This is a genomic window from Zobellia russellii, assembly GCF_018728565.1.
In the GTDB taxonomy this organism is placed as follows: Bacteria; Bacteroidota; Bacteroidia; order Flavobacteriales; family Flavobacteriaceae; genus Zobellia; species Zobellia russellii.
The window spans coordinates 311,291-329,934 of record NZ_JACSOI010000004.1 but is presented as its reverse complement, the minus strand read 5'-3'; the positions used below and the strand labels follow the sequence as shown (position 1 = coordinate 329,934).

At 41.2% G+C, this 18,644-nt stretch carries 10 protein-coding genes; 7 read left to right on the top strand and 3 right to left on the bottom strand.

All coding sequences use genetic code 11. The annotated features are described in order from the left end of the window. Positions 1-13: 13 nt before the first annotated feature. The gene (locus H9565_RS11945) at positions 14-8,800 is read right to left on the bottom strand and encodes a T9SS type B sorting domain-containing protein (RefSeq protein WP_215439911.1); all 8,787 of its coding nucleotides are present in this window, start codon (positions 8,798-8,800) and stop codon (positions 14-16) included. 136 nt (positions 8,801-8,936) lie between these two features. Here H9565_RS11945 and H9565_RS11940 point away from each other — a divergent pair, with 136 nt between their 5' ends. Both H9565_RS11940 and H9565_RS11935 read left to right on the top strand, forming a co-directional pair. Next, a complete protein-coding gene (locus H9565_RS11940) occupies positions 8,937-10,058 on the top strand; it encodes a PQQ-dependent sugar dehydrogenase (RefSeq protein ID WP_215439910.1) in 1,122 nt (373 codons plus the stop codon). A gap of 38 nt (positions 10,059-10,096) precedes the next feature. After that, a complete protein-coding gene (locus H9565_RS11935) occupies positions 10,097-10,498 on the top strand; it encodes a c-type cytochrome (protein WP_246560565.1) in 402 nt (133 codons plus the stop codon). Between the two features lie 2 nt (positions 10,499-10,500). On the opposite strand, the gene murQ is transcribed toward H9565_RS11935, so the two are convergent. Further along, positions 10,501-11,310: an N-acetylmuramic acid 6-phosphate etherase gene (gene murQ / locus H9565_RS11930; RefSeq protein ID WP_215439908.1), complete on the bottom strand. Its 810-nt coding sequence runs from the start codon at positions 11,308-11,310 to the stop codon at positions 10,501-10,503. Between the two features lie 5 nt (positions 11,311-11,315). Beyond that, positions 11,316-12,065, bottom strand: a complete 750-nt coding sequence (locus H9565_RS11925) for a DeoR/GlpR family DNA-binding transcription regulator (RefSeq protein ID WP_215439906.1) — start codon at positions 12,063-12,065, stop codon at positions 11,316-11,318. 194 nt (positions 12,066-12,259) lie between these two features. On the opposite strand from H9565_RS11925, the gene nagB reads away from it, so the two are divergent. The 5 genes from nagB to H9565_RS11900 all read left to right on the top strand — a co-directional run bounded on the left by nagB (position 12,260) and on the right by H9565_RS11900 (position 18,635). Beyond that, a complete protein-coding gene (nagB, locus tag H9565_RS11920; protein WP_215439904.1) occupies positions 12,260-14,188 on the top strand; it encodes a glucosamine-6-phosphate deaminase in 1,929 nt (642 codons plus the stop codon). A 203-nt stretch (positions 14,189-14,391) separates the two neighbouring features. Continuing rightward, positions 14,392-15,666, top strand: a complete 1,275-nt coding sequence (locus H9565_RS11915; protein WP_215439903.1) for an MFS transporter — start codon at positions 14,392-14,394, stop codon at positions 15,664-15,666. After that, positions 15,659-17,230: a glycoside hydrolase family 3 protein gene (locus tag H9565_RS11910; RefSeq protein WP_215439901.1), complete on the top strand. Its 1,572-nt coding sequence runs from the start codon at positions 15,659-15,661 to the stop codon at positions 17,228-17,230. The genes H9565_RS11915 and H9565_RS11910 overlap by 8 nt, the downstream gene beginning before the upstream one ends. A gap of 5 nt (positions 17,231-17,235) precedes the next feature. Then, positions 17,236-18,312: an anhydro-N-acetylmuramic acid kinase gene (locus H9565_RS11905; RefSeq protein WP_215439899.1), complete on the top strand. Its 1,077-nt coding sequence runs from the start codon at positions 17,236-17,238 to the stop codon at positions 18,310-18,312. A gap of 62 nt (positions 18,313-18,374) precedes the next feature. Beyond that, positions 18,375-18,635 (top strand): DUF4212 domain-containing protein, encoded by a 261-nt coding sequence (locus tag H9565_RS11900; RefSeq protein WP_215439897.1) that lies wholly within the window; start codon positions 18,375-18,377, stop codon positions 18,633-18,635. Positions 18,636-18,644 lie beyond the last annotated feature (9 nt).

Here is an 18,644-nt window from a genome sequence, read left to right as displayed (position 1 = left end):
ATTTAATTAAGATTTATCTATAGAGGGTGAAATGCCCTACATACCGTATATCTCTGTCATCATTTTGATTTACTACATACCAGTAATCTCCGGTTGGCAGCTCCTTACCTTCATAGAGTCCGTCCCACTTGCTTACTTGATCAAGTTCGGCAACAACCCTACCATAACGATCATAGATAATAACTTCAATATTAGGGAAGAACTCACGGTTACCCGGTGCCCAGAAATCGTTTTCATTATCCCCATTAGGTGTAAAGAAATTTGGTATCTCTAACATTCCGGTAAACTCAAACGGAATCACCGCTACGGCCTCACATCCATTCTGATCTACCACACGTATTTCCACTTCGCCACTTTCTGTGGTCGTATACAAGCCTTCACTACCGTAAGACACTCCATCAAAAAAGAACTCATACCCTCCAAAACCTCCTTCGGCTGTTGCCGTAATTTCGTTAGGACCGGTCTTTTCGGCAAAAAGTGTTAATGGGTCGTATGCATCTATGGTAAACTCTACAAAATTGGTACATCCGTTTTCATGGTAAATATAAGCTGTATAGTCTCCTGCAGGCAAATCTCCCCAAGAACGTTCCGTAGTAGCCAATGCTGTTATAGCATCAGTTGGGTCAATAGGGTTCAATGCGAACAACAGTTCAGGAATTAAACTCTCTTCTTGCATCTGTACGGAAGCCGTACTGTTAGGAAAAATACCTTCACAACCGTACTGAACTACAGGAGATGCCGTTAAATCAACTCCTATTTCAATAGGTATGAATACATTTGTACTACATCCATTGGCATCTTGCACGAAAGCGATATAGCCTTCTCCTCCTATTAGATTATCAAAGTATAAATCATCATTTCTTAGGAAAACCTCCGTTCCGTCCGAATTTGGACCTACCAAACGAGTTTCATAGTATTCCACCGATGTTACCGGATCTGTAAAAGGAGTACCTCCCGTAACCGTTAACCTTGCGGTACCATCTTCAAAACCTATACAGGTCTCAGGCGTTGTACTAAAGTCCGCAATTTCCAGTTCCGTAGGCTCATCCACCACAATTTCAAAAGTTTGTGGACAACCTTCCGCATCCTGCACCAATACAGTATAGGACGGATTACTAGGTGTGTTTGCAGGTAAATCTGTAAATGTATAAACCGTTGGGTTATCCGAATCACTAAAGAACTCGCTCAAATTAGGTTCTATGGCAAATTGTACCAATCCAACCGTAGCACTGGTAACATTCATAGTTATTGTACCATCCGTTTCACCATAACAGGTTGTGGGCGTTGAACTATATGCTATAGTTACAGGCTCGGCCGGAGCAATAGAAAATGGCCCTTGTACCACACCACAATTGGCTCTACTGATTACTGAAATCCAATAGTCACCGGCATCCAAGTTTTCGAACGTTCCAAAATCCTGCATTGTTCTATTTTGGTACGTTGGCAATGTTTCCGCTACAAACGCATCAGTACCTGGGTCTGAATTATAAATTCTGAACTCATAAATACCAGTACCACCATTAGCCACAGCTTCAATTCTACCATCTACCTCATAAGCACATGACACATCAAATGTTGGAGATGTTGGGTCAAGCGTAAGAGGTTCTGCTGCTGTAATCGTAATACCATTGGTCTTACGGGCCAAACAAGAGCTTAGACCACCCACCTTACGAACTTCAAAACGATATGAACTTCCTATCACGCCTGGTATTCCTGTTTTTACCGGAAGTCCGTTTGCATCTAACTCATCTATAGGCAACCAAGGTCCTCCAGAATTGTTTACGCTATATTCATAGGTTCCCCCTTGTGGATTGTTCACACGTATCATCATAGTTGCGCTGTTACCACAGGCCGGCACCGAAGTCTGAATTAACGCAGGGTTAATTGGTGGTGGCGGAATTACCTGTATAGGTGCAGAAACCACTCCACAATTTAGGGTAGACACTACCTCAACGGCATACCATCCTCCAGGGATTACCCCTGTTGTACCCGTAAACTCAGGGTCACTTTGAAAACCGGTCATAGAAACTACATCCGCATTATTATTGCTTCCTAAATGCAACAATCTGTATTGGTATCCTGCACCTGGTACCCCACCAATAGCTCCCGGTGTTGTTGTACCTGGCTCTACCGCAACAATTACAGCATCGTTTCCTGTAGGACATTCCAATTCTCTTGTAATTATAGCTTCTACCTCAATTTGCGGAACAGCGATCAGTTCCAATTCCCTGCTATGGGTACAGCCTTCTATATCTCTTACGGTTACTCGGTAATTTCCACTAGAAAGGCCTGTGAATGTGTCATTGGTTCCATTAGCAACAAAAGTTGCATACGCCGGATTTGAATGTGGAGCAAAACCGCTACCCACCGTACTTTCATATTCCAACATATATTCATAAGGTGATGCATCCCAACCTCCTTGGGTCGTAGCTACTATTTCACCTAAATCATCACTACAACCTACGCGACCTATCTCATCCAACGAAGTTATGGCCAATACAACACTAGGTGTGCTCAGAACAGTAGCGTTACTGAATACATTACAGCCACTTACTGTTTTTCCCTGTTCGCGTATTACCACACGATGGTTACCTCCTTCAATTCCAGTAATAACAGCAGGATTACCATCTACAGCTGTATCTATAGTTCCTGTTGAATTACCTGCTACCGGGGTTCCAAATGCACCTCCTGAGAATCCTGGGTCAGAAGATTCATAAACCCAATACTCGTACACTCCTGCAAATCCGCTAACATTAATTGTTAGCTCTCCGTCTGTAGCCCCAAAACAACCTACTGCTTGTGATTCCGTAATTGAAACTGTTGGAAGTACAGGTTCTGCCACATTATAAGCCGCAATAGGATAGGTACAACCACCTACGTCGTTAATTTGTAAACGATATTCCCCTGCAACCATTGGAAGGTCAAACTCCACAAAGCTACCACTAGGTTGAGATACGCTTGCTACTGGCGAAACAGAGAAACCTTGGTCTTCAATTATGAAATTGGTACTTCCTGTTACATCAATTCGGATACGCTCAGGATTTTCACAATCCATTGGTCTTATTTGAGTAATGGTTGCCGTTACAGTATTTGGCGCTAAAACCGTAACCGAATCGCTATATTCACATCCGTTTGCATCTCTTGCATAAACGGTTATTACTTGGTCCGATCCTGTATCTACTATTTCAAAATCCGGACTAGACTGATAACTATCCGCTAAATTAATTTTATAGCCATAAGGAGCCCCGTTACCTACATTACCACCAACTATACTAGCACTTACTATGGTTGTACTATATTGATTGGACGCAGGGTTACAAACAAGAGTTCCCGATGTTACATCGATTTCAAAAAGAGGCGGTTCATTAATAACTACTTCTTCTCTATCAAAACAATTTCTGTCCGTTACTACTTCTATTACGTAGGTTCCTGGTGTTAAACCAGAGAAAGAACCTGAAATATTTGTATTGGTACGACCTGAAGTGTCCAGACCCGAAGGCATTGCAGCCAGTGTGCTGGAATATAAGTTGTATTCCTGAATACCGTCTACATCAGTACCCGCAATTAACGAAGCTGAAATGCTACCGTCATTGGCCCCATTACAACTTACATCAGACTCACCTGTTTCATCAATATCAGGACTGGTAGGAGCTGACCTAACTATACCGCTAACAGTAAAAGTACAAGGGTTCGTCCCATCTGTAACTTGATTATCAGTTACTTCTACTTGATAATCTCCGGCAGCCATACCTGGGAAAATACCATCATTGTCTGGGTCGACAATGTTCACGGGACTACCAAAAATATCAGTACCAGTTAATGTATAGGTAAAGTCACCACTACCGCCATCTGCCGTAATTGTAATCTCTCCATCCGTTTCTACACAACTTGGCTCACTAGTAAAATCACCCGAAGCAGATAATACTTGGAACACTTCTGCCACATCATCAACATCACAACCGTTAGCATCAATGACATTTACGGGATAGGAACCTATATTATTTACCGTAAAAGTGGCTTGAGTAGGTGTACCCGCAACATAAGGAGGAGTTTGACTCTCTCCGTTCAAGGTAAAGGTGGGCGTATCTATATCACCTGGAACCTCTACTGTAATTGTAAAGCCTCCAACAGGAGTTGTAACGTCACATTGGTTATTCACACTTATCGTCGGTGGCGGTAAATCAGGGTTCAACTGTATAACCGCCGCAGAAATCCTATAAGCACAATCATTAGCGTCCTTTACCCATATATCATAATCAATACCAGGAGCCAATGCACCGGGCAAGGCAACTGTAGAAGCTTCGCTAAAATCATCTGAAGGATCACTTGGTGTTGCGGTTCCGTCATTATCCACTGGAGTACCGGCCGGTACATAAGCGTACAGATATGGACTTCCTGTGGCATAAGGCGTACCTCCACTACCCCTAACCGTCAATTGACCTAGGGCATTACAGTTTGCGTTTTCGTTACTAATAATATCAACTCGTGGAGCCAACAAAATAGCTTCACCTTCATCTCCATAGGAACAATCACCGGCGTCTTCAACGGCCACTCCATATCTTCCACCAGGAACAGAAATAGCAGATGCCATAGTGGTTAATGAGGTACCTGAATCCGTATAAACAACTTCGCCAGTATCAAGATTGGTAATAACCACGTCAAACGGAGCAGTACCTGAAGTAATGTTGTAATTTACCCCAACATCACCGTTTCTACAAGTAGCATTATCTACCACTATATTAACATTGCCCCCTGGGCCATCCGGTAAAGTAATTACCTCTTCATAGGTACAACCAGTTCCCAAATCACGCACCTCAACCGTATAGGATACTCCCCATAACAAATTGTTGAAACAGTGGTTTGCAGGCGGATTACTTGGTGTGGTCCATCCCACTAAAGGATCCGGATCCGCCAAGCGTATCTCATAACTACCCGATCCATTTACGATATCAACACAAACTGTAGTTCCTCCTGGGCTACAAGTTGCTGGTGGCGGTGGATAGTTAGGAATAATGTCCAAACTTAAAGTACCTATAGTAAACGCTTCAATATCCCTACATCCTCTAGAGTCCAAAACAATTAACTGATAATTACCCGGAACAAGACTAGGATCCGTTACCGCTAAAGGAAAATCAGAATCCGATACGTTGTTTTGTGTATAGAAAGGGTTTCCAAAATTATCTTCAATTATAACTGTATAGTTCTCTACACCGGCAGTAGGCAAACCTATAGTTACCCCTCCAGAAAGTGCTCCGGGCGAACCTGGTGAACAAGTAGCATCAATTGGTGTTGCCGTGACATCCGGAGACGGACGACCATCAGCAGCTACAGTTATAGGAACTACGGCCGTGACACAATTTCTGGCATCTTTAACCACATACTCGTAATTACCGGCAGTTAACCCTGAATATATAGTTTGATCCGAAAAAACATAGTTTAAGGTTGGATCAGGGTTACTAGGGTTAGCTGTTAGATTACCTGCGGGTGCAAAGACCACTTCAAATGGAGGAATACCGGATGATACCGTTGGTATAATCTCTACAAAACCACTGTTAGCGTCACCACAACTGGGGCCCTCTATTCTATGCGTGGCAGCAATATTTGTAGGTTCCTCAAAAGTTATAATTTCCGAAGTATTCGTACATCCATTAGAGTCTGTAACCGTTACTTGATAATCTCCATGATCTCCAAAAGGAACTGTATAGTTAAAATTCCCAGAAGGCAACTGTACCCCATTATGCCCTGCAACAGGTGCAAATGGATTAGGACTTACATCTCTATACTCAATAGTATAGGATGTGGCTCCCAAATTAGAAATATCACCACCAGATATGTCAATTTCCATTTCTCCATCGCCACCACAAGGTATTTCACTGGCTATATCCAGACTTACTTGAACCTGCGGAGGTATCCTAATTGAGGACGTAGAAGCAATACAACCGTTACCATCTACTACCTCAATGGTATAATTACCAGGAACCAAGCCTGTAAATGTATGCGTACCCGCTGTACCTGGAGTTATTAACGCTCCTCCATTAATTCTATACTGGTGCGTACCAATCAAAGCGGAACCTGCCGTTGAGGATACTGTAATTTCAGCATTATTTGTAGGTGAATAACAATAATCCGCTGAATCAAATGTAATTGCGGGTGCATCTACACTGGTAAGTGTAAATGTCGTTGAAGCCCTACAGCCCTCAGAATCTATAACGGTTAAGGTATAAGTTCCCTCCTCTGTTAAATTACCGAACGTTCGCCCCGTTTTAGGACCTTGTGTTCTTCCATCGGAAGGCGGCCATTCTAATTCATAACGATATCCGCCAAATCCACCTGTGGCATCTGCACGAACTCTACCCACATTGTTATTCTGGCAGCTCATATCAGTTACTGTTGGAGTAATACTCAATGGTGTTGCCGCTTCTTCTATATCAAAAGAGGTAGTAGAAGTACAGTTCGTATCATTGTCCGTTACAGTAATTTCATAGGTACCTGCACCTAAACCAGAAATGGGAATTTCCAAATCAGTACTTGTCCCTGTGGAAATTACCGCTGCGGTAGGAGCAGTTCTATTTACCGTATAATCGTAATCCGTAGCAAAACCGTCTATTAAAAACGCACCATTACCATCCGTTGCACTAGGGCAAACACGTCTATCTCCTCCGGATTTTACACGAGCTCTAATAGTACTGAACCCACCTGTAGTATAACTCGCCGTATAGGTACAGCCACTTGCGTCCGTTATTTCAAATTGATAGGATGTATCTAAATCCAAACCTGGAAAAACATTACTAGCCTGTGCAGGCGGCAATGTGGTTGCCGGGATAGATGAAATAATTTCATATTGTGTAACCGTATAAGTTGCCGGTAACACATCTACCGTAACCCTACTCGTTCCGGTAGCACAATCAAGGTCATCTTGGGCAAAGGTAATTGATCCTGGAGGAGTTGGCTCCGTAATGTCAATTGGTGATAATGCCTGAAAACACCCTGCATCATCTTTTATATAGGGTATATAATTTCCTGGTGTTAAACCTGTAAAAGTTGTTCCTGATTGGTAGTTAACATTGTCTATACTATATTCATAACCTGTACCGGAACCTCCGCTTGCTGGCGCAAACTCAATTATCCCTCCTCCGTTAACACATGTATAATCTTGCGTCATAGAAGCAGAACCACTAAGCCCACCTGCAGATGTAACCGTAACAGCTGGTAATGACAATACACAAGTAAATGCTCCTTGTGAATACTGAACTTCAACTATACTATATGTTCCATCGGCTACGGGTATTGTAGAAGAACTTGTAAAGGGGTCCCCTGCATTGTTAGTAGCTCTAAATTCCAGGTTAAATCCTCTGGGGTCGGTTACGTTAAAATCTACTTTTCCACCTCCATTGGTACAGGTTCCCACAATATCGGATGCTGTAACATTTGGCGGGTCTAATTCTGCCACATATTCAGATTTTTCCGCAGTACACCCTTGATCGTCTGTAATATAAAAAGTATAAGTACCGGGACTGGTTACCGTATATGCACTTGTACCTGTAAATGTCCCTCCTGAATCACCTCCATCACTAACAGTATAGCTATACGTACCTGAACCTCCAGAGGGGGTTACATCTATATCTACACTTGAAATTGTAGAACAGCCAAAACTCATTCCGTTAGTATCAGTAATTACTGTTATTGGACTTAAGCCTGTACCTACTGTAATAGGATTTCCACTTGTATCTGTATATTGGATTGGGGCAGGTATTCCATTTGGAATATCTTCCTTACAATCATTGGTCTCTACTTTAACTGCATATGTACCTTCACTAACGGCTCCGAACGTATAAGTGTTGCTAGATATAGTTGATGTAAATTCTATCTCTGCCCCACTATCATCCAATAAGGTATACACATATGGTCCGGGAACTTCAGGGTTTACGGTAACATCAATAGAACCTGTTTCTCCACTACATACCGGATTAGTAAAGGTTACATCTATTTCTATATCTACTTGTCTAATTTCAATAACATCATATAGATATTCACATACCTCACCTGGAATGTTCAATCTAGCTTGTACAGTATAAAATCCTGGGTCTAAGTTCGAAAATATAGAAGATGACTGGTAAGGACCAAAACCGCTAGACCCTTCTTGAATTCTAAACTGATAACTATTTGGAAGCCCAGTGATTTCTATCCTACCTGGATTATTACAAACAAAATCTTTCTTTTGGTAGGTCTGAGTAATAGTACTTTTCTTGACCTTGAAAAAGTACTGCTGCCCATCTGCAACAACACGAAATTCCGCACCTGTAGTGGCCGGAATAGTACTTGCATCTAAATTAAATGTTGGTCCCGAATGGACTTCTGAATAACACGATATGTTTGTATCCGGACAATCTTGGTTTATGTTAGGACTACAACTACCTCCCAAAACTTGCCAAGAGACCGTACTATAGGACCCCGATAGGGAAACAACCCTGTCATCAGAATCACCACAGAGATTAAATCGTGCTACGGTAAAACCATTGGCGGTACACCCAACTTCGTTATCGGCACCTTGAATGATTGTTGAGAACATTGGCGCGGCAGCTGCTGTCTTGGCCGTTGTACTATTCTTTAGTGACTCAGCAGAAATTGACTTGGCCATAGAGGTGGCCTCGCTTTTTTCAGAAACCACTTCTTTTACGGCAGAGGCTACTTCAGCATAAATGTTGAAAACCTTCTTACCGGCAATAGCAGAAGTACAGACTACTGAAAAGGTCGTTAACAGTAGAGCGTATAGAATACGCTGTGTTTTTTTTGGGAGCATAGGTTAAGTCATTTAAGAAAGAAAATGAGCGATTTGGGGTGCATCACTTTCTCTCGGGTAATTCTTTTAAACTTATAAATTCTCGTTACCTTTAACCGTAACGGGATACCTTAATAATATCATTTAACGTAAAATTATGCGAAATAGTGTACTATCTATAGCCATTGCCGCCATAACGCTTAGTTATTCTTGCGCGCAAGACTCTGAAAACAAGGTAAATACCCCCAATAATACACCCTACACCGCAGAGCTAATGATCGATGAACTGCAAACTCCATGGGGTATGGTATTTTTAGCAGAAAACGAACTCTTGATAACTGAAAAATCCGGTGAAATTATCCACTTTAAAAATGGAAAAAAAACAGCAATAAAAAATGTTCCTAAAGTTTACGTTAGAGGACAAGGGGGGCTTTTGGATATTGAACTGCATCCCGATTATAAAAACACAGGCTGGATCTATCTTTCCTATGCTTCCGAAGAAGGTGATGAAAAAGGAGGTCATACTGCCTTGATCCGGTGTAAACTAAATAACAACTCCTTAACTAACAAAGAGTTACTGTACAAGGCTTCTCCCAATACAACTAAGGGTCAACATTTTGGATCCCGCATTGAGTTTGACAATGATGGTTACCTCTATTTGTCCATAGGTGAACGCGGCGCAAGAGATGTGAACCCACAGGATATTACACGGGATGGAGGTAAAATATACCGATTTCATGATGACGGTCAAATACCGACAGACAATCCGTTTACAGGAAAGGAAGGGGCAAAAACTGCAATATACAGCTATGGACACCGAAATCCACAAGGACTGGCAAAACATCCGGAAACTGGAGAAATTTGGGAAAATGAACATGGCCCACGAGGGGGCGATGAAATCAATATTATCAAGGCCGGTGCCAACTACGGGTGGCCGCTTGTAACTTACGGCATAAACTATAGCGGTACATCCATTACAGATAAAACCGAAATGGAGGGTATGACCCAACCTATTCATTACTGGGTACCTAGTATTGCTCCTAGCGGTATGGCTTTTGTAACAACGGACAAGTACAAAGATTGGAAAGGTAGTATATTGGTAGGTTCTTTAAAGTTTCAGTATATGGAGCGTCTTCTAATGGATGGAACCAAAGTTATAGGTCGTGAAAAACTATTGACGGATTTAGGACGAGTGCGAGACATAAAAGAAGGACCAGACGGGTTAATTTATGTGGCCGTTGAAGGAAAAGGAATCTATAAATTAGTACCTAAAGCGTAAACGTAAATCGCGTCCAGAACCGTGAAAAATTCTCAAGCATGAAAACCTTTTGTTGCTTCCTCTATTTTTTGATTTTCATAGGGTATTTTACTCAAGCCCAAGAAACAGAACTCTCCAAAAGTATGTTACGGGGTAGCGAAATCTATGCAGACTTTTGTGTTACATGTCATTTAGAAGAAGGCGAAGGCATTTCCAATACCTTTCCGCCATTGGCAAAATCCGATTATCTGGCCCAAAACCGACAAGCAAGTATCCGAGGTGTTAAATTTGGGCAACAGGGTGAAATGACCGTAAACGGAGTAAACTACAATAACATCATGCCCCCAATGGGCCTTGACGATGAAGAAATTGCGGATGTTATGAACTATATTCTAAATTCCTGGGGCAACACCTCCAAAGAAATGGTTACTGTAAAGGAAGTTGAAGCTATTGAAAAGTAAATTTAAGCTCCCGCATCAATAGCAGCTTTTACAGACCCGTGTTTTTTAAGCAATTCCTCGGCCTTATCATAATCAATTCCTAAACCTTCCGAAACATAACGTGCCCCACGGTCTACCAATTTGCTATTGCTCAACTGCATGTTCACCATTTTGTTTCCTTTCACCCTACCTATCTTAATCATTAGGGCGGTGGAAATCATATTAAGTGCCAGTTTTTGCGAGGTTCCACTTTTCATTCGGGTGCTTCCGGTTAGGAATTCAGGGCCTACGTTCAATTCTATAGGAATATCCGATGCTACGGCCAATGGAGAACCCGGGTTATTTGTTATCCCAGCGGTAAGAAGTCCGTTTTTCTTTGCTTCGTCTATACCTCCCAGAACGTAAGGAGTAGTTCCAGAGGCCGCAATCCCCACTACTACGTCATTATCCGTAATATTATGCTCCTGCATGTCTTTCCAAGCCTGTATTCCGTCATCCTCGGCATTCTCTACAGCTTTTCGTATCGCAACATCCCCACCGGCAATTAAACCTATTACCCTAGTGTGTGGCATTCCAAAAGTGGGTGGTATTTCGGAAGCATCCAAAATCCCCAATCTACCACTAGTTCCCGCTCCAATATAAAATAGGCGCCCTCCTTTTTCAAAACGCTCTGCCAAAGCATCTACCAATTTGGTTATCTGTGGAATAACGGCTGCAACGGCATCCGCCACCTTTTGGTCTTCTTCATTTATCTTTTGAAGAAGAGTGGTGGTATCCATCTGCTCTAAGTTATCGTGGTTTGATGGTTTTTCGGTTATTTTGGTATACTCCATACTACTTACAGAATTCTAATATCGTGATTTCTAAATGAGTTTAAAAGGTCGTTCTCTGGGTCTAACTCGGTTACTAACGTATTAATTGCATTTATATCGCAAGTTTTATACCTATGTTGGGAATTCAATTTTTCAGAGATAGACAAAAGTACCGTTTTTTTTGAGCATTTTATCACCGCTTTTTTCACTTGTACAATATCCCAATCAAATTCAGTTAGTCCATAATGTGAATCCACATAACCGGTTCCTATAAAACTGAAATCTACTTTTATCTCGGCCAAATTATGAATAGCATTAGCCCCAATAGCTGTTTGCGACTCCCCAGAAACCTGACCGCCTACCAATATGACGGTAACCTTAGGTTTGGTAAGAAGTTCCATAGCCACGGGAAGACTGTGGGTAAAGCATGTTAACTCAATTCCTGTTGGTATTAAATGTGCCAGCTCTAAACAAGTAGTACCGCCATCCAAAAAAATAACGCCTCCTTCTTTTATAAGCGCCAGAGCTTTTTCGGCAATAACCATCTTCTCTTTCTGCTTATAAATATTACTATTTCTTGTATTGTTCGTAGTAAAACCCAAGGAAATGGCTCCACCATGTACGCGGCGCAGCTTATTTTCAGCATCCAACTCCTTAACATCACGTCTTACTGTATCTATAGAAACATCAAGGGTTTCGGCAATATCCGTCAACAAAATTCTATTATGGAGATCTACTTCCCTTAGAATGGTCTGTTGCCGTTCTTCTTTTAACATGGCACTTTATATTAGATTCATCGACAAAGATAGCAAAATATAAGAATTGCCGTTTTATACTACCTTAAAGTTAAATAATCATTAAAAATGCATAAAACAGCAACTTAAAAAAGCAAAAAACAGCAAATAGAATTTGTTTTGCCTATATTTGCATGATTCAAACTACACACAACAAACACAAAAGAGCTACTTGCATGAAAACAATTTTAGAAAAAAATGGTGCCAACATAAGGTATAGACCTGTTGGCCAATTTGAAGAAACTCGTTTTGAAAAAATTCACAATGTAATTTTTGCAGATTCTAACCAAGCATCCATTAAAGTTGCGGAAGAAATAGCCGCTCTCATTAGAAAAAAGCAAGAAGCCAATAAGAATTGTGTTTTGGGCCTTGCCACAGGTTCATCGCCTATTAAGGTTTATGAGGAGCTTGTACGAATGCACAAGGAAGAAGGCCTTAGCTTCAACAACGTAATTACCTTTAACCTAGACGAATACCTTCCAATGGAAAAAGAGAACCGTCAAAGTTACTGGTATTTTATGCATGAACATCTCTTTAATCATGTAGACATTGCTCCCGAGAACATTCATATTCCGGATGGCACCGTTTCCCCGGAAGAGGTTATTGAATACTGCATTGCCTATGATGACAAAATAAAGAAGAACGGCGGACTAGACTTTCAGCTTTTAGGTATAGGACGAACCGGACATATTGGATTTAACGAACCAGGATCACATTACAACTCGGGCACCCGTGTCATAACCCTAGACCACATTACACTTGTAGATGCAGGTCCTGCATTCTTGGGGATTGACAATGTTCCTAGAAAAGCTATAACTATGGGTATTGCTACGGTTATGAGTGCCAAACGTATTGTACTTTTAGGATGGGGAGAAAACAAAGCCAGCATTATCAAAAAAACGGTTGAGGGCGAAATTTCATCCCAGGTACCGGCCACCTATTTGCAGAACCATAAAAACTGTACGTTTGTTTTGGATACAGGAGCGGGCAGCCAGCTTACAAGGAACAAAACGCCATGGTTGGTAGACGAATCTTTGGATTGGACGGAAAGCTTAACTTCCAAAGCTATTGTTTGGCTTTGCAACGAGACCAAAAAATCTATCCTTAGTTTAACGGATAAAGATTACAATGACAATGGTATGTCCGGCTTGTTGGCCATGAAAGATTCGTACGACCTTAACATTCAAATGTTCAACAAATTACAGCACACTATTACAGGTTGGCCCGGTGGAAAACCCAATGCGGATGATTCCAGCAGACCGGAGCGTGCGGAACCTGCTAAGAAACGGGTTATTATTTTTAGCCCACATCCGGACGATGATGTAATTTCAATGGGCGGTACTTTTGATAGGTTGATAGAGCAAGGCCATGACGTTCACGTGGTATACCAAACTTCAGGAAACATAGCTGTATCGGATACCGATGCCCTCAGATACGCCGAAATTTCAAAACGTATTGCACCATCGGACGAGGCCCAAAAAATTATCGATTCCATAAAAGAGAAAAAAGACAGCAGTTTTGATTCTCTTGAAGTACGGAAACTCAAAGGGAATATTAGAAGAGGAGAATCCTATGCAGCGGTACGATACCTAGGTTTAGACGATGCCAACGTTCATTTTCTAGACCTTCCGTTCTACGAAACCGGAACCATCAAAAAGAACAACCTTTCCGAGACGGACATACAAATTATGATGGACGTTATTTCTGAAATAAAACCTCATCAGATTTTTGCTGCTGGTGATTTGGCCGATCCTCATGGAACACATAAAGTATGTCTTGACGCCGTTTTTGAATCTCTTAGACGCTTAAAATCGGAATCTTTCATGAAAGATTGTTGGTTATGGCTTTACAGAGGTGCTTGGCATGAATGGGATGTTGATGAAATTGAAATGGCGGTGCCCATGAGCCCAAGCCAGGTGCTTAAAAAACGATATGCCATTTTCTGCCATCAGTCCCAAAAAGATGGGGTAATGTTTCAAGGTGATGACTCCCGCGAATTTTGGATGCGCGCCGAAGAACGTAACAAAAATACCGCAGAAAGATATCGCGCACTAGGGCTGTCGCACTATGCCGCCATGGAAGCATTTGTTCGTTATAAGTTCTAATTTAATAAAAAAACCTAAAGACCTGCTACTACAGCCTAGCAGGTCTTTTTTTATTGGAATTCGTCAATTTTAATCCCTACAAACAAATTCTGAGAATGGTTTTTATGAAAAACATGACAGTTCTACACATAGGCTTTCCAAAATACCCCTAAAAAACAGTAGCTTTAAACCACTGTAAAGTTTTAAGCTACACATTTCATTTCATGATAGAAAAAGATAAAGGAGCATGGGTCTGGGTACCCATTCTATATTTTACCCAAGGATTGCCGTACGTTTTGGTCGTAAGCGTATCCGTCATAATGTACAAACAATTGGGCGTAAGTAATGAAGATATAGGTCTTTACACTAGCCTTCTCTACTTACCTTGGGTCTTAAAACCACTTTGGAGCCCGTTTGTTGACCTTAAAAGCACCAAACGAAAATGGTTCTTGGCCATGCAACTAGTAATAGCTTTGGCACTTTTTGGAGTAGCCCTTACAATTCCCACCAGCCTTTTCCTGACCACTACCCTAGCCTGTTTTTGGATGGCCGCGTTTGCTTCCGCTACCAATGATATTGCTTCGGATGGATATTATATGCTAGGTCTTACCGAGAAAAAACAATCCTTTTTTGTGGGTATGCGCAGTACATTTTACAGACTTGCCATGGTTACGGGAGAAGGACTTATTGTAGTCATGGCCGGATTCTTGGAAAATAAATACGGAGACAATACCAAAGCTTGGAGTGTTACCATGACCGCTGCGGCGTTCCTTATGTTAATACTTACGGTATCCAACTTTTTTGCGGCCCCAAAATATGAATCTGCGCAAACGGCAATTAAAGATAAACCTAAAGGCTTTTTTGAGGTGTTCGCTTCTTTCTTTAAGAAACCTGGAATAGGTATTGCCTTAGCTTTTATTCTTACCTACCGCCTTGGAGAGTCGCAATTGGTTAAAATGGCCGCACCTTTCTTATTGGATAGCCCGGATAAAGGAGGTTTAGGCTATTCAACGGAACAATTGGGAACTATATTTGGTACAGCAGGAGTAATTTTTCTTTCTATTGGAGGTATTTTAGGTGGTATTTTAATTTCAAAAGATGGACTCAAGAAATGGATGCTCCCTATGGTCATTTCACTAAACCTGCCCAACGTGCTTTATGCCGTTTTGGCCATGACCAAAACCACCAGTGTATATGCCGTAACGGCTACGGTTGTGTTGGAAAAATTCGGGTATGGGTTTGGTTTTGCCGCATTCTTAATGTACCTCATCTACATTTCCGAAGGCAAGTCAAAAACCTCTCACTATGCTATTGCAACAGGCTTTATGGCCTTAGGTATGATGCTCCCTGGCATGATAAGCGGCTTTATGCAACAGTGGTTAGGATATGGCGGATTCTTCATCTGGGTGGTCATTGCCGCTCTTCCCGCCCTATTTCTCGTAAACTTTATTAAATACCCGGCAGATTTCGGGAAAAAATCTACCAAATTAGATGCTTAAGATTTTACCGTACACCCAAATTACCAAAACACTAAGTTTAGCCGAAAAAGTAGGGCAATTATTTATGCCGGCGGCTTTTATAAACGATACCGAAGAGGAAATCCAACGGTTAGAAAAACTTATAGAAGAACAACATATTGGGTCCTTGTGCTTTTTCCACAGTAGGGCAAGCGCAGCCACCAATTTTGAAGGAAAGAAGAAAATAGTTTCCAACGAAAAGAGTTTTGAAACTTTACGAAACCTTATTGCCCGTTACCAAAAAGCAGCTAAATACCCTCTATTAATTGCTATTGATGCCGAATGGGGATTGGCCATGCGTATTGAAAACACACCGCAATACCCATACGCTATTACCCTTGGAGCAATTCCAAATACGTCCGAATCGTTGATTTATGAAGTGGGAAAAAACATTGCAAAAGATTGCAAGGCTGCCGGAATACACTGGAATTTATCTCCATGCATTGATGTTAACAACAACCCGAACAATCCGGTTATTGGCTATCGTTCTTTTGGGGAGGATAAAATTCAAGTCACCCAGAAAGCCTTGGCATATATAAACGGTACGCGCTCCGAAGGTGTACTAACCAGCATCAAGCATTTTCCCGGTCATGGAGATACGGCAACGGACTCGCATCTTGGCCTTCCCATAATCAGCAAAACAAAACAAGAGCTTACGGATAATGAACTGTACCCCTTTCGAGAATTAGTTTTAAAAGGAGTTGATTCGGTCATGGCCGGACATTTATCGGTTCCTGCTTTGGCCAACGGTGCAAGTACCCCTTCAAGTCTTTCCAAAGATATGATTCAGGGAGTTTTAAGAACGGAAATGGGATACGACGGAGTTGTAATTTCAGATGCTTTAAATATGCATGCCGTATCCAAAAACTACCCCACAAAAGGAGAACTGGAGTGGTTGGCCTTTGATGCCGGAAACGATGTACTTTGCTTTGCAGAGCACATTAATGAAGGTAAGGCCGCTATTTTAAAAAATGCATCGGAAACTCAAATAGAGGAAAGTTTCGGTCGTATTTGGAAACTTAAGGAAAAAGCATTTTCCATAGGAAATCCTGATTCGTATTTGACAAATCCTGACGCACTGAACCAAAAAATAGCAGAGCAGAGCATCACACTATACAAGGGAAACCAAGTTGAATTAACGGAATTCGCAAAGAACAAATTCTCCGGATTAGAAATAGCATTGAACACTGATAATCGCTTTTTTAAGTCGATTTTAAAAAATAAAAAGTTTAGCATTTCAACGAATGAGACCGAACTTGATGTAAGCGATGAAAATATACTTTTGGCACTTTTTCCACCTCATATAAAACCTACCAATAACTTTGGCTTTACCGCCGAAGAACTAGCCTCCATAAACCGAGTTATCAAAACCAAAAACGTAATTCTTTATGTCTTTGGAAACCCCTACATACTCAACCATATAAACATAGAAAATGCAAAAGCCGTAATTATTGTTTATCAACATTTAAAGTCGTTTCAAAACGTTGCAGCAAATCATTTTTTAGGTAATTTAGAAGCTCATGGCAAACTTCCAATAACCATTTGAAAACTATGACTACATATAAAATTCTTGGCTTAATGTCCGGCACCTCGTTAGACGGACTAGACCTTGCGTATTGCACCATTTGGCAAGAAGGACATACTTGGCAATTTGCTATAAAAAAAACCAAAAGCGTTTCATATTCAAAGGAGATGCAAACGCAGTTAAAAAATTCCATAGAACTATCTGCGGAAGAACTTTTAAAGCTCAATAACAGCTATGGCACTTGGCTAGGCGAGCAATGCGACCTGTTCATTAATGATAATGGACTGGAAGTAGATTATATTGCCAGCCACGGACACACTACACACCACCGGCCAGAAAACGGATTCACATATCAGGTGGGTAGCGGTCAGCATTTGGCCAATGCCAGCAAACAAAAAGTTATATGTGATTTTAGAACAAATGATGTTGCTCTAGGCGGCCAAGGCGCTCCACTTGTTCCTATTGGCGACCGTTTATTTTTCAATAAATACGACTTCTGCCTAAATTTAGGTGGTATTAGTAATATTTCGTTTGAACACAACGGTAAGCGTATAGCCTATGACATAGGTTTGGCCAATATGATTTTGAACCATATTACCCGTAAAAACGATTTGGATTACGATGCCGGAGGAAATCTGGCAAAAAACGGCAAAATCAATATAGAGATGCTAGAACAGCTTAACGCTCTAGAATTTTACAAACTTCCATTTCCTAAATCCATAGGGTATGAATGGTTTGTAGAAAAAGTTGTTCCAATTGTTGAAAGTACCGAAGACCTTATGGAGAATCTACTCTGCACCGGAATCCACCACGTATGCGAGCAAGTGGCCATTCAGGTAAAGGCCAACAAGAAAAAAACGACTAACACACTATTTGTTACCGGTGGTGGCGCATTAAACGATTTTCTAATAGAGACCCTACAAGAAAAACTAGGTAATTCCACCAAAGTAGTTGTTCCTTCAAAACAACTCATAGAATTCAAAGAAGCCTTGGTATTTGCTTTAATGGGGGTTCTTAGAATTGAAAAAAAGACAAACGTTCTTAGTTCCGTAACTGGCGCACAAAGAGACTCGTCTTCAGGGGTACTGTTCTTACCAAGTTAAGTCCTCATGCCCTTAGTAGAAGAAAATTCGCTATTTTCAACATCATAACCAAAACTCCAAAAATGTCTAAAAAACAAGAGCACGCCACCGCATACTGGAAAGAGAACTTAAAATACCTTTTTATCTTACTCGCTATTTGGTTCGGGGTGTCTTATGGAGCTGGTATCTTGTTCAAGGACGCCTTGAACACCATAAAAATTGGAGGGTTTGAATTGGGTTTTTGGTTTGCACAACAAGGATCCATTTATGTTTTTGTTATTCTAATCTTTGTTTATGTCAGGCTAATGAACAAACTGGATAAAAAGTACGGATTTAACGAATAACCCAACCAA